Source organism: Pseudoalteromonas sp. NSLLW24 (assembly GCF_015864725.1).
GTDB classification, from domain to species: Bacteria; Pseudomonadota; Gammaproteobacteria; order Enterobacterales; family Alteromonadaceae; genus Pseudoalteromonas; species Pseudoalteromonas arctica.
On record NZ_JADYWQ010000004.1, the window covers coordinates 134,186 to 148,334 of the forward strand.

The 14,149-nt window shown below is 38.4% G+C and carries 10 protein-coding genes; 2 read left to right on the plus strand and 8 right to left on the minus strand.

The features are described 5' to 3' along the window. From I6E72_RS05460 to I6E72_RS05475, 4 genes are all read right to left on the minus strand, one after another. Complete coding sequence (locus tag I6E72_RS05460) at nucleotides 1-1,455, minus strand: circularly permuted type 2 ATP-grasp protein (protein WP_007585223.1); 1,455 nt, start codon at nucleotides 1,453-1,455, stop codon at nucleotides 1-3. Nucleotides 1,456-1,501: 46 nt separating this feature from the next. Then, nucleotides 1,502-2,380, minus strand: a complete 879-nt coding sequence (locus tag I6E72_RS05465; protein ID WP_024590933.1) for a transglutaminase family protein — start codon at nucleotides 2,378-2,380, stop codon at nucleotides 1,502-1,504. Beyond that, entirely contained in the window at nucleotides 2,377-4,896 is a 2,520-nt protein-coding gene (locus I6E72_RS05470; protein WP_197111378.1) for a circularly permuted type 2 ATP-grasp protein, read from the minus strand. The genes I6E72_RS05465 and I6E72_RS05470 overlap by 4 nt, the downstream gene beginning before the upstream one ends. A 112-nt stretch (nucleotides 4,897-5,008) precedes the next feature. Continuing rightward, nucleotides 5,009-8,320, minus strand: a complete 3,312-nt coding sequence (locus I6E72_RS05475) for a transglutaminase family protein (RefSeq protein WP_024611322.1) — start codon at nucleotides 8,318-8,320, stop codon at nucleotides 5,009-5,011. Nucleotides 8,321-9,341: 1,021 nt separating this feature from the next. Between I6E72_RS05475 and I6E72_RS05480 the strand changes: the two genes are divergently transcribed. After that, a complete protein-coding gene (locus tag I6E72_RS05480) occupies nucleotides 9,342-10,115 on the plus strand; it encodes an SHOCT domain-containing protein (protein ID WP_007585227.1) in 774 nt (257 codons plus the stop codon). A 69-nt stretch (nucleotides 10,116-10,184) separates the two neighbouring features. Next, nucleotides 10,185-11,354 (plus strand): zinc-binding metallopeptidase family protein, encoded by a 1,170-nt coding sequence (locus I6E72_RS05485; protein WP_197111380.1) that lies wholly within the window; start codon nucleotides 10,185-10,187, stop codon nucleotides 11,352-11,354. Nucleotides 11,355-11,496: 142 nt separating this feature from the next. Here I6E72_RS05485 and I6E72_RS05490 read toward each other — a convergent pair whose 3' ends face one another. The 4 genes from I6E72_RS05490 to moaC form a co-directional block, all read right to left on the minus strand. After that, nucleotides 11,497-12,816 carry a hypothetical protein gene (locus I6E72_RS05490; RefSeq protein ID WP_165721834.1) on the minus strand — a complete coding sequence of 440 codons (1,320 nt, stop codon included), beginning with the start codon at nucleotides 12,814-12,816 and terminating at the stop codon, nucleotides 11,497-11,499. A 127-nt stretch (nucleotides 12,817-12,943) separates the two neighbouring features. Next, nucleotides 12,944-13,402, minus strand: a complete 459-nt coding sequence (moaE, locus tag I6E72_RS05495; RefSeq protein WP_170070751.1) for a molybdopterin synthase catalytic subunit MoaE — start codon at nucleotides 13,400-13,402, stop codon at nucleotides 12,944-12,946. Continuing rightward, a complete protein-coding gene (locus tag I6E72_RS05500) occupies nucleotides 13,402-13,701 on the minus strand; it encodes a MoaD/ThiS family protein (protein ID WP_197111381.1) in 300 nt (99 codons plus the stop codon). Before I6E72_RS05500 ends, moaE begins: the two co-directional genes overlap by 1 nt. Next, nucleotides 13,679-14,149, minus strand: a complete 471-nt coding sequence (gene moaC / locus I6E72_RS05505; RefSeq protein ID WP_007375236.1) for a cyclic pyranopterin monophosphate synthase MoaC — start codon at nucleotides 14,147-14,149, stop codon at nucleotides 13,679-13,681. The genes I6E72_RS05500 and moaC overlap by 23 nt, the downstream gene beginning before the upstream one ends.

Consider the following 14,149-nt stretch of genomic DNA (forward strand, 5'->3'; position numbering starts at 1 on the left):
TTATTTAGCCTCTTCGTCAACAATCCAAGTATCTTTACTGCCACCACCTTGTGATGAATTAACCACCAAAGAGCCTTTAACCATAGCAACACGCGTTAATCCGCCAGTGGTAACTTGCGTATCTTTACCTGATGATAAAATAAACGGTCTTAAATCGGTATGTCGACCATCTGGTTTATTACCATCAAATGTTGGTACTGTTGATAAATCTAATGTTGGTTGAGCTACCCAGTTTCGTGGGTCCGCTTTAATTTGAGCAATACACGCTTCTTGTTCTTTTTTAGTCGATTTAGGTCCAATTAATAATCCATATCCACCAGATTCATTTGCTGGTTTAACAACAAGCTTATCGATATTTTTAATCACATGGTCGCATTCTTTCGGGTCTAAACATTTGAACGTTGGGACATTAGCAAGCTTAGCTTCCTCGCCTAAGTAGTACTTAATCATCTCAGGTACGTAAGCGTAAACTACTTTGTCATCAGCAACGCCTGCGCCTGGTGCATTAACCAAAGCAACATTACCTTTAGACCAAGCACGCATTAATCCAGGAACGCCAAGTTGGGATTCTGGTAAAAAGGCTTCTGGGTCTAAAAACAAATCATCTATACGACGATAAATAACATCAACTCGTTGTAGCCCTGTGATTGTTCTCATGTATACACAGTCATCTTTTTCAACAACTAAATCGCGCCCTTCTACCAGTTCGCAACCCATTTCTTGGGCAAGGTAACAATGCTCAAAATAAGCGGAGTTAAACACACCAGGAGTAAGTACCACGACTTCTGGTTTATCTTGTGGACGAGGCGACATTGCCGCTAGCATATCAAATAATTGTGAAGGGTAATCATCAACAGGTAAAATCGACACTTGCTCAAATAATTCAGGGAATACACGCTTCATTACAGAGCGATTTTCAAGCATATAAGATACACCAGAAGGAACACGCAGGTTATCCTCAAGCACATACATTGTACCGCTACCATCGCGTACTAAATCTGAGCCACAAATATGCGCCCATATCTTATTTGGCGGGTTTATTCCCACGCATTGCTGGCGAAAGTTAACTGATTTTTCTAGTAACCCTTTTGGAAAAACACCATCTTTTATTATTTTTTGGTCGTGGTATAAATCATCTATAAAAAGGTTAAGCGCTTCAACACGTTGCTTTAAACCAACCTCTACGCTTTGCCATTCTTTTTTACCAATTGTACGAGGAATAATATCAAACGGCCAGGCTCTATCTATCATATTACCTTCGTTGTAAACCGTGAAAGTAATACCCATTTCTTTAATTGCTAAATCAGCAACCGCTCTGGCTTTTACTAATTCTTCTGCTGATAAATTAGCAAAAAATTGTGCTAATTGTGTTCCATGCGATCTAACGTTTCCTTGTGCATCAATTAATTCATCAAAGAAACCTTTTGTTTGGTACGCTTTCCAATCAATTTTCATACACTCTTTCACCTTATCCATCATCATATATGACGTAGTTAAACTGCTATTCCATTCGAATCATATCAACCGCTACATCAAGCAATTGACTACCGCCACCAAATACCACTCCTTTTAAAGGAGTTACGTCAGAAAAGTCTCGCCCTACGGCTAGAGTAATATGCTGATCGCGTGGTAAAACATTATTTGTTGGATCAAAATCAACCCAACCAAAGTTTGGCACAAATACCGCAAACCATGCATGAGTTGCATCTGCACCTTCTAGCTTTTCTTCGCCTTCTGGCGGCATGGTTTCTATGTACCCACTTACGTATCGACCTGCTAACCCCACGCTGCGTAAGCATGCAAGCGCAAAGTGTGCAAAGTCTTGGCAAACGCCCCTTTTTTGTGCAAAAACAGTACTCAAAGGCGTACTAATTGTTGTAAAACCAGGATCATAATGAAATTCATGAAAAATCCGTGCCATTAAATCTTTGCATGCAGAAATTATATTTTTGTGTGCATCAAACGAAATTAATGCGTATTCCTTAATTCCTTTATCTATTGGAATAAGCTGTGAAGGTAGTACAAATTCAGACGTTTTTAATAATTCCGCTGTATTTGGTTTAACCAATAAATCACGTACTTTTCGCCAAGCAATATCAACGCTCTCTAAATTACTATTAGCGCCGACTAACAGTTCTACCTCGCTGATCATCGTTACTTTAAGTTTTTTATGCTGTATTGCTATTTCAAACGCTGTTACCTGATTATTAAAATAATCAGTAAATGTTTGTAAGTAAGTCGGTGTAGGTTCAATTTCTACACGACTACTGTGGCATATTTGCCCGCGATTCGTTTTTGGCGTTAATCGCGCTTGGTTTTGACACAAACTAACAAAGTCTGAATAGTTGTATGTAGTCGAGTGCTTTATTTTATATTTCACGATTGAGCTTGCTCAATATTAGTCCAGTTCAATTTATTTGCCGTTTGAGTATGAGAAAAATACTGTAGTAATAATACATCACAAAATGTATCTAAGTTCATACGCGTATTATGGTTAAATTCGATTAACTGGTTACGTTGTCCATTTTCACTTTTTTGTAGGTAATCTTTCTCAGTTACATAACAACTTGTTTTAGACAGTAAAATTGCTTTTTCGTGTGCCGCAATTACGCCTTGTCTGCGTTTTGTGGGTAAATGCTTACACAACTTATTAATTTCCTCTAACTGAAATAATAAAGAACGTGGGTATTCAGCATCTAAAAGTAATAACTCAAGCCCTGTACCAATGGTTTGATACATTCTGTATCGGCGCTTATGCGTAACTAAACTAACTTGGCAACTTAGCACGGCTTCAAGTAAGCCAAGCTCTTCGGGCTCGTCTAACTCTTTGGTTAATAAAGCCGCACTTAGTGATGTAATTTGTAAGCTACGCTCTACTCTTCTACCCATTTCGAGTAAAAACCAGCCGTTACTATTTGGCATACAATCTGTAATCGAGCCATTAAAAGCCATAATTGAGCCTATAACTCTATCTAGGCTGCTTTGCATTGCACGCGTTGGAATATTAATATTTACATTTTTAAATATCTTAATTTGCTCACTAATATCATCAATTATTCGGCGACTATCATAGGACAGTAATTCTTGAATTTGCACCGACGCATTCGCAATATATTTTAATGTATTAATAATACTGCCAGCGCATTGCTCGTCTGCAAGCAGTTGAAAAGCGGTTTCTTTCGACAGGTTTACATCAATGCCATCTAGTTTTAAATCAGGTTCTACATATGGATAAACAATATATTGCGACTTAATAGCATTTGAAAGCCGTGCAACTATACTTTTTCGTATTGAATCTGGGTAAACAGAAAACTCGGTGTACTTGTCTATAAAAATACGCAAAATACGTATGGTGTTTTCGCAGCGCTCTAAGTATCGACCTAACCAAAAAAGGTGCTCAGCCGTGCGGCTCGAAATAACCCCTTCGAGTAGCGTCACATCCATTCTTTTTCTAATGGGTACTGGTGGATTATGCTCGCCTAAATCAACTCTATCGGCTGTATTTATCCATGTATCTTTGATCCAACCAGATACTCTTGGGTTGTTACTTTTTTCGTTTGAAAAACACAGTGCTGAAGGAAGTACTTCTACACCATTTTCTGTGGTTAATGCATAACACCTAAACACCACTGGCTTGGAGATTAATTGCCCGTCATGCCAAAATGGTGCACTGCTAAAAGAAGGCTTTTCTTGGAAAAAGTAATTATCGGGTTCTTTGCTAATAAGTAGCTTTATTTCTTGCTCGTCCAACACTCCATCTAACTTGAGTGTAGGGTCTATAGCTGATAGTAGTTCGAGGTTATTCCAATCAACGGCTTGCGCTTCTTTTACATTTAAGTAATTTGGCTCACCCAACAACAGCGGCTGTTTTAAAATTTGCTGCGATAACTTTTCTAAGTTGCACTTTATTGAAGGTGACGAGAGCACACCACTACCAAACGGGTTTAAAACCTTAACAGACCCTTGTCGTACCGATTGTAATAAGCCCGGAATACCATGAAGTGAATATTCAGTTTGCTCTAAAGAATCAATACAACGATCAGAAACCCAGCGTAAAATGACATTAATCTTACCCAAGCCTTGTAACGATTTTAAACAAACGTCACCACCACGTACGGTTAAGTCGGCGCTTTGTACTAATGTATAGCCAAAGTAGGTAGATAGAAATGCATGCTCGTTGTAGTTAGGATCATCAATTCCTTGGGTTAGAATTACAATTCGTGGGTCATCCATATAATGGGTATATTCATTAATACCCTCTTGGAATAGATTTAGAAATTCTTTAATTTGCTGAACATTACATTCTGCAAATTCTTCAGCCATTACACGCCTTGCAATAATACGGCTTTTAATTAATAGCCCTAAGCCTAAAGGGCACTGACAATGATCGCTTAATACTTTAAATTCGCCTGTAGGCGTGCGGTAAACATCTAATGCAGTAAAAAAAAGTGTTAATTCGTTACTAGGTAAACTAAAACCTTCGCGTAAGTAATTAGGGTCTTGAAAAAGCTGCTTTGCAGGAATGTGACCATCAACTAAAAGAGTTTGATCACCGTAAATATCTTGCTGAATTTTATTTAATAAAAGGGTTCTTTGCTTTATTCCCTCTTCAAGCAACGTCCAATCAGCTTTTGATAACATAAAAGGCAACGGGTCGAAGTGCCATTGCTTATTACTTTCATTTTTAATATTGCCATTTTGTAGTAATTGGCTAATTTCTGTAGCGCGGCTACTAACATCGTCTGCTGTTAGGCTAGCTAAACGCTTAAATAAAGTATCCCAATGTTCTGGGTTTAAACCACTGTGGTTTGCTAATTCATCATGTCCATGTGATTTATCAAGGTATAAAGACAACCACTCAGGCAATTCCGGCATCGCGTTATTGTTAATATACAAGCTGAAAGTGCTCCAATTTATAGTAAATAGCCGTGTTCATAATGATGCTTTAAAAATATTTAGTCATTCCACTTTAAATAATTTCAAAGTGGAATGACACAACTATCAATTATTATTTAAAGTTAGGCTGCCTGCGTAAATCCAAGGTATTTGGATAATCAGGATTACTACTTTCTTCATCAGGTACCACGTATTCACTTGCACTTTGCGCCGATTGAAAACTATGCGTAACCGCCGATGGGCTCCAGCTTGGTTCTGCTGATGCAAGTAACGATGGTGTATGCCCATGCTCCCAAAATCTTGCAACTCTGCGCCCTTCAGCTTCAAATGCATTAACCGGTAGCGTTTCAGGATTACGACCCCCAGCATGGCTCACATGATATACAAAGCCTCCAACTGAACGACCTTCCCACGTATCGATTAAATCAAAAACTAATGGAGCATGTACGCCAATAGTTGGGTGAAGCGCTGTAGGTGGTTGCCAAGCTCTGTATCGTATACCCGCGACCATTTCATCTTTTGCTTTACCTTTAACCGGTTTAAGCGGCACTCTTCGACCATTACACGTTACAACATAGCGATCGCTCATTGTTCCTTGTACTTTTATTTGCACTCTTTCTAATGACGAATCTACATAGCGCGCCGTACCCGACGCACTTGCCTCTTCGCCTAGTACATGCCAAGGCTCGATTGCGGTTCTAAGCTCAAGTGTAACGTTATCAAGTTCTCGCGTTCCACATACCGGAAACCTAAATTCAAAAAATGGATTTAACCAACTTAACTGAAATTGAAAACCTGCTTGTTGTAAATCGCGGCTTACTTCAGCTAAATCGTTTTCTACATATTGTGGTAATAAAAACTTGTCGTGTAACTCTGTACCCCAACGTATTAATGGCTTGTGGTAAGGTTTTTTCCAAAACCAAGCAAGTAAAGTACGCAACAGTAGCATTTGCACTAAGCTCATTTGTGAATGTGGAGGCATTTCAAAGCCTCTAAATTCTACAATCCCTAAACGACCTGTGGCTGAGTCGGGTGAATAGAGCTTATCTATACAAAATTCTGCTCTGTGTGTATTACCCGTTAAATCCACCAATAAATTACGAAGTAACCTATCAACTAACCAAGGTTCAGGCACCTCACCTTCGGGCATATGCGAAAAGGCAATTTCTAACTCGTATAAAACTTCATCACGGGCTTCATCCACTCGCGGCGCTTGGCTTGTAGGACCAATAAAAAGCCCCGAAAATAAATACGACAAACCAGGATGATGCTGCCAATAGGTAATAAAACTTCTTAAAATATCAGGTCTGCGTAAAAATGGGCTTTGCTCAGGTGTTTCGCCACCAAGCGTTACGTGGTTACCACCACCAGTACCAGTATGGCGACCATCTGCCATAAACTTATCAGTACCTAATCGGCATTCTTTTGCTAAACCGTATAACGTTGTAGTTCGACTGACTAATTGATCCCACGATGTTGAAGGATGAATGTTTACTTCAATAACACCTGGATCTGGCGTTACAGCGTATTTTTCTACGCGGCTATCTTTAGGTGGGCTATAGCCTTCAATAACAAGCGGCATTTTAAGTTCTTTTGCTACACTCTCTATACTACTTATTAAACCCATGTAATGTTCAAAATGACTTGTTGGTGGCATAAATATATATAAACGCCCCTCTCTCACTTCCATTACAAGCGCAGTTTTAACCATTTCTTTACCAATAAAGCCCTTTTTAAGCTTTTTAGCTTTGGTAAAATTTTCTGGAATATCAAACGGGTCGCGGTCAATAATATTGCCGCTCCACTCAAGGCTGTCTAAAGGTAGGCGATAACCAAGTGGTGATTCACCCGGTAATAAAAAACAATGACCCCGTTTAAACTCCCACGTACACGACTGCCAACAGTTTTTACTATCGTTCCATTTTAAAGGTAGAACATAGCCAACAGGCTTTTCTATGCCTTTATCCATTTTAGCTAAAAAGCCTTTTCGGCTCATTGCATGAAGAAGTTCTGGTTGATCAGGCTTTATTTCGGTAGGTAATGAAGCTTCTTGCCACATGTGATATAAAATATCTTCATAAGCCGTAGTAAGTGCCTTGGTTTCAAGACCAAGTGAGTCACACAGTTTATCAGCAAACTTTTTAGTATCGGTATGATCAAATTTATAATCTTTATTAGGATCGGCTAATAGTGCAGCATCTTGCCATAAAGGCTCACCATCTTTGCGCCAATAGCACGCATATTGCCAACGTGGTAATGGCTCACCCGGATACCATTTACCTTGTCCGTAATGAGTAAAGCCACCTTTTGTGTATACTTTATTCATTTCTACAAATAAATTTTGAGCTAATATTCTTTTTTCTTTACCATCGGCATCAGTGTTCCACTGAGGATGTTCCATATCGTCAATAGAAATAAACGTAGGTTCGCCGCCCATGGTTAAATGGATGTTTTCTTCATTGTAAACATTATCAACGTGCTGACCTAAGCGGTTAATTGCCGCCCACTGCGCCTCAGAATACGGCTTAGTAACACGTGGGTCTTCGTGTACACGCGTTACTTTATTATAAAAGCTAAACTCAGATTTACAGTCGTCTATACCGCCTGTTACCGGCGCTGCCGAGCTTGGCTCTGGCGTACACGCCAATGGAATATGACCTTCACCAGCAAATAAACCCGAGGTAGGATCAAGCCCTATCCAACCTGCACCCGGAATATACACCTCGGTCCATGCATGCAAATCGGTAAAGTCTTCTTCTGGACCGCTTGGGCCATCTAGTGATTTTTGATCTGAGGTTAGCTGTACTAGGTAACCCGATACAAATCGAGATGCCAACCCTAAATGACGAAACAATTGTACTAACAACCAAGCAGAATCACGACACGAACCTGTTTTTTTACTTATTGTTTCGTTTGCCGTTTGCACACCGGGTTCTAAACGAATGCCATAACCTACTAATTCATAAATAGCTTGATTAACAGCCACTAAAAAATCAACGCTTCTAAGCGGCTCTTTAGGATTTAAAGATTCAATTAATTCTTTAAATTTTGGACTGGCTTTACGTTTTTTTAAATAAGGAGTGAGTTCTGATTTTGAAATAGCATCGTAAACAAACGGGAAGTTTTCGGCGTAATCTTCTAAAAAGAAATCAAAAGGATTAATAACCGTTAGTTCGGCGACCAAATCAACTGTAAAACTAAATTCGGTAGTTGGCTTGTTAAACACCACCCTCGCTTGGTAATTACCAAAAGGGTCTTGTTGCCAATTTATATAATGATCTTCTGGAACTATTTTTAAAGAATAACTTTTAATTTTTGTACGGCTATGTGGCGCTGGACGTAATCGGAATATATGCGGCCCCATATTAACTGACCGATCGTATTTATACTGAGTATGGTGCGAAATCCCAACTGTAATTGTCATCTATTAATTCCCCTTTAATAATGTATGGCCACAATATAACGCTGAAAATATTATTTGGACTAATTCACTTGTGCAATTTTTATACCAAAAGACTTGCTTAAGTAGTACTGTTCATCCACTCGCGGCTCTTGCACAAAGCAACGTTATGCATAAAGGTTTTGACCTAATTAATAGGAAAAACACACCAATTCAATAAATAGTAAACTTAGTGTAATTTAAACCATCAATTTTAGATTTTTAATGGTGCAGAAAATGCACCAAAATAGTGCTTTAAAATAACTTACAATTAAAGCTAATTAATTTAAAATATTGAAATAAAACAAATAAAGTTAATTTTTCAAAATACTTACTCCGTTATTTATAACGCTAAACGGTTATAATTAAAAGTATTTATTTAGAGTTTAAAAATCATTAAAAATAATCATTAAATAGTAAGAAATAGTTCACAATAAAGCTGCTGTTAAAGTAAGTAACGGTGCTATACTAGATCGATTTTTAACCGCTTACGTTACAGTAAAACTAACAATCTCGATGAGATAAAACAAGCAACTTTTAATACATAGATGCTTACTTTAAAGATTAGTTTTGCAGTGGTGTGTTTTAATTTCAAACAAAACAGAACACGTCCAATTTGAAAAACCAGCACACCTCACTAACCTGTTAATTTTTCATTATCATCAATGCTAAAGGTAATGCAGCACTAGGGCGTGTTGTTCTTTGGTGGTTGAATTTGCAGCAGTGTGTTTGGTATTTAAGCAAGGCAGAGTCTATGATGTGTGGTTGTTCCCCATACATAGGCGATAACGCAGCATAAATGCCAAACATGCGCTGCCCCTGGGTTCTTTCTAGGGACGATTGACTCTTTGTTGCTCGGTTTTTACTTAGCCCACTAGGTTACAAACCTCGCGCCGCGATTAAATCGCCCCTAGATTGAACAAATTTCAATCCCAAAAATCAACACGGCCTAGCATATTTTCAGATTTTTTAAATCAACCCAATCTACCTAATAGGATATTTTCTTATGCAAAAGCTAACAGATGTCGGTGAAAACTTAGTTAATGGTATAGCATCTCGTTATAACCTCAGTCACGATGCAGTAATTCACATGTTAGTTAGCGTTAATAACGGCGGTTGCTCAATGGCACAGTTTAATTGCCCAGAACTTGGTGGTTCTGGTCAATGGATGCGTGGCGGAATGACAATGGTTGGCGACATGTTTAACAACGGCTTAAAATCAACCGTTGATAACTTGTGCAACGAACTTGCTAATATATTGAGCAATAACCAAATATTCCCGGTTATTCCTGCAGGAACGCCTGGCAGCAATCAATGGTGGCCAGGTAATCTAGGCAGCCCATTTAGCAGTGGTGCGCAAAATAATATTCGCTACGCTATATTCCCTAATCGCTTAGCCGTTGAATTAAATGGACAAGTGAGCGTATACGACACGTTAGATCATAATATTGGTGGTGTAAGCCAACAGCAAGGCAATAATACCTCTCTTACATTTAACAGTCAGTGGGGGACAATTAATGTAAATACCCTGCCATTAATTTCAGGGCAAACGCCAACGCCTCCAGAACCACAAAAAGACTTTACGCAGCAAGTAACGCAGCCGAATTTTGCATCGTTAACACCAAACCAAGTTGAAGCACCGGCTAATAATACTGTGGGGCAATACTCGGTAGACGAAACGCTTCAAATAATTGAAAAGTTAGCACAACTTCGCGACTCTAATGCGTTGAGTGATGATGAATTTAATATTAAAAAGTCTGAACTTTTAAAAAGGATTTAACCACTATCCTCCAATAGCATAGCGCTAAGTAAAAGTGGTTTATACGGTCTCTTTTTTATTCGGTAACATATGAAAACATTTAAATGTAATTGCACAGATCAACTTATTTTATTTTTTGAAAGCAGCCATTGTTTGGCTTGCGGTAGAACCGTGGGTATTGATGATGAGTTCGACCAAGTTGAACCCTATGAAATTGATGAGCAATCGGGGTTATTTTACAAAGCAGAAGCGCCTGACGTTTTTTATAAAAAATGTGATAACAACGCTCAGTATCACGTATGCAATGGTATGGTTAATTTAGACACATTTATACCTGTTGCCGATAAAGACGAAGTGCTGTGTTTTTCGTGCCGCTTTAATGAAACGGTGCCCGATTTAAGTATTGTTGAACATATTCCATTATGGAAAAAAATGGAGACAGCAAAACGTCGCGCTTTGTATACATTAAAATCATTATCACTCCCTTTAAATACAACGATTCAAGAACCTGAAAGCGGATTAAGCTTCGATTTTATAGCAGACCGTAACGTAAGCGATCACTTTGTAAGCCCTATTATAGGTCAGGACGTTGTATTTACAGGACACGATTGCGGGCATATCACTATAAACCTAGCTGAAGCAGACGACGTAGCACGCTCTCAAGCTAAAATAGCAATGGGTGAGCGTTATCGGACTTTACTTGGTCATTTTCGCCATGAACTTGGTCATTATTATTTTGATCAACTAATCGCAAATTCACCAAAAAAACATACTTTATGTAAGCAATATTTTGGTGATGACGAATTAGATTACCAGCAAGCGCTCGATACTCATTACAAGCAAGGTGCGCCAGCTAACTGGCATGAAACCTTTATTAGTGAATACGCTACTATGCACCCTTATGAAGACTGGGCAGAAACATGGGCGCATTACATGCATATTATCGATACTTTAGAAACAGCCAAAAACTTTTCAATTACAGGCTCAACAACGGGTAATGAGTTTGAATTAGATGAAGCAGACGAGCTTCGATTGCCACAAAGTGCTTATTACTTTAATTCACAAACATCGATTGATGCTATTTTAGATACTTGGATGGAATTTTCGATCATTCTAAATTCACTAAATCGCAGCATGGGACTTGCCGATGCCTACCCATTTGTACTTACTCAAGCGGTGCGAACTAAGTTATCTTTCATCCATCATGCTATCCATAACAGGCTCAATTTAATGCCTGATTTGAGCATTGGAAAAGTGTAATAAAATAAGCTCAGTCCAAAAAACATTTTAATAAAGAGCCATTTATTCTTGCTATGACTTTTCATGCATAGGTAGGTGGCTTTTTTATGATGAGCAAAAGCCGTAAAAATAGTATATCCCCTACTTTCTCGCTGAAGCTTTGTTAGTTTGTCACAGCGAGGTTATTCTTAAGTCGACTTATGATTTTTTCTTGGTAAATACTAACTGTAGAAAACTTTTGTATTGAAACAAATAAGTCAGTTAGTTTTTCGTTTGATATATCAGAGATATTAATCCCTTTATATATAATAGGTGCATTATTTTGTCTGGTTAGCTTATTCGACAGTAAAATATTCAATTTTACTGTACGTGCTAACTCTTCTTGATACAGAAAAAATTCTCTTAAATGTGTGCTAACAATATTGGCTGGTTTTGATCTGTCTATCATTAAAATTTCGTCAATTAGTCGATTTAACCTGCTGCGAGACTCTATTGCTTCGTCGAGAATATCTAACCAATTAAGTTCGCTATTTGATAGTAAAGCTAAAAAATATACCGTACGTGCTTTATTGTAATTAATAAAACCAGGCCACATAACATCTTCGCTAGATACTCTAAGTGCTTTATCAAACTGCTCAGCGGCAGATTTAAGATACATACTTACTTCTTCAAGTATTGATGGCTCTATAGTATTAATATTTTTTTGAGCCAGCTCTAAACCATCAATCGACAAAATATCTACAGAGTTCATATTTAGCGACTCTCGTAACAAATGCATGCCTTTTTTGTTGTAATACAAACCTAGGTAATTATGGTAAATGGTTTTTGTCACTGGGTTACGAAGAATTGGACCTCTCACATGAAGTAAGTCTGCATGAATATTAAAATTATCATCAGCTACAAAACTTTGGTAAGACACAACAGCTTTAAATAGCTTTATTGTTTCCGTTATTTGAATTGAATTACCTTTACTCACCGAGTGCAATATTTCACAGCGCCTATCAACTTCTGACAAAATTGTATCCATACGCTTTTTATAAAGCACTTTGTTAGTTTCTGATGCATTAAAAACAGCTGGAAATAAAACAATTAGGTCAATTATATACTGAAGGGTATCGGCAAAAAGAACGGCGGTTTCTGACTCTTTTTTTAGTTTATGCTCAATAGAGTCAAAAATTTCTTTCTCTAGTGTATTTTCATCTTGGGATTTAAACTGATTAATTAACTCTGGAAGTGAGGTTACGTAATTTTCATTATCTAAAATGTTACCTTCCATTTTGCTAATATTATTTACACTATCAATTGATGTATATGTTCTAACAGTAATAAATAAAGCTAATACGGCTATACAAAAGCTTACTGTTGATATGGTAAAGCTTAGTAAATCTTTACCTTCTTTTAAATCATATACCCATACAGCAAGAAAAGCTGAAAGTAGAACAAGTAATAATATTGTAAAATATAACATTTTTGATGTGCGCATATGTCTTCCAGACTTGGGTCGAGCTAACAATCTAACATTGCTGATTTATAACACGAAAAACGCAGACTTCACACGCAAACTGAGAGCTATATAACCTCTGTAGAGCACAAGTAATGAAATATCTGCATCACTCTTCCCATTTACCCAGCGCTTGTTTGTCACTTTGTTTAAACTCAACCCAATTTGATGAGTCTTTAAAGTGCTCTTTCTTCCAAAACGTGGCGTGGTTTTTTAAATAATCCATTATAAATTGTGCGCCTTCGAACGCGGCTTGGCGATGGCGGGAAGTGACGCCAACAAACACAATTTGCTCGCCAAGGGCTAAGTAACCAACGCGGTGAATAATACATATTCGCGCTAGTTGCCAGCGCGTTTGTGCTTGCTCTGCAATAGATTGAAGAAGTTGCTCGGTCATACCAGGGTAGTGTTCAAGCTCAAGTGCAATAACGTTGTCACCACTGCTGAACTCTCTTACCAAACCTGTAAAGGTGACAACAGCGCCATCGCTTTTATTATTACTACAAAGCGTATTGTGCTCGTCACCTACATTAAAATCATCGGTTTGTACTTGAATATGTATGCTCATTAGCCACCTGTAACCGGCGGAAAAAAGGCAAGCTCATCCCCTGCTTTCACTATTTCGTCGCTTGATGACATAGTTTGGTTAAGCGCTGCAAGTAGCTCACGCTCTTCCAGCCACGGTTGCCAATGCGGATATTGGCTCACTAATCTTAATTTAAGTTCTGAAATAGTAAGCGGCCGCGTAATCTCAAGGCTTAATTTACTGCACTTCAAGCGCTCTTTTAGTTGCCCAAAAAAAAATATCTCTACATTTTGGGCACTAGATATAGCATCGTTTGGATTAATCTCGCTGCCAACTGCCATTTTTGCCCCCTGCTTTTTGAGTAACCCGCATGCCGCTAATTTCCATTAGTGGATCGGCTGCTTTACACATATCAAACAAAGTAAGGCTAGCAACAGATACCGCTGTTAACGCTTCCATTTCTACGCCAGTTTTACCGGCAAGCTTGCAGTAGCTGGTTATTTTAATTTGGCTGTTTGCTTCATCAAGTTCAAAATCAACTGCTACTTTACTAAGTGCAAGCGGATGACAAAGCGGGATTAAATCGGCGCACTTTTTAGCGCCTTGAATACCCGCAATACGTGCCACGCCTAACACATCGCCCTTTTTGTTTTGATTAAGCATTACTTGCTCAAAGGCAAGCTTACTCATGCTAATAAATGCTTCAGCTGAGGCGTCGCGCAGGGTTACGTCCTTGAGCGATACATCAACCATATTCGCTTGGCCGTTTTCGTCAACGTGGCTTAACAT

Coding starts and splice junctions, on each gene's coding strand:
- I6E72_RS05460 (WP_007585223.1), bottom strand. CDS start 1,455: ATGAAAATTGATTGGAAAGCGTACCAAACAAAAGGTTTCTTTGATGAA.
- I6E72_RS05475 (WP_024611322.1), bottom strand. CDS start 8,320: ATGACAATTACAGTTGGGATTTCGCACCATACTCAGTATAAATACGAT.
- I6E72_RS05480 (WP_007585227.1), top strand. CDS start 9,342: ATGCAAAAGCTAACAGATGTCGGTGAAAACTTAGTTAATGGTATAGCA.
- I6E72_RS05485 (WP_197111380.1), top strand. CDS start 10,185: ATGAAAACATTTAAATGTAATTGCACAGATCAACTTATTTTATTTTTT.
- I6E72_RS05490 (WP_165721834.1), bottom strand. CDS start 12,816: ATGCGCACATCAAAAATGTTATATTTTACAATATTATTACTTGTTCTA.
- moaE (WP_170070751.1), bottom strand. CDS start 13,402: ATGAGCATACATATTCAAGTACAAACCGATGATTTTAATGTAGGTGAC.
- I6E72_RS05500 (WP_197111381.1), bottom strand. CDS start 13,701: ATGGCAGTTGGCAGCGAGATTAATCCAAACGATGCTATATCTAGTGCC.
- moaC (WP_007375236.1), bottom strand. CDS start 14,149: ATGTTAAGCCACGTTGACGAAAACGGCCAAGCGAATATGGTTGATGTA.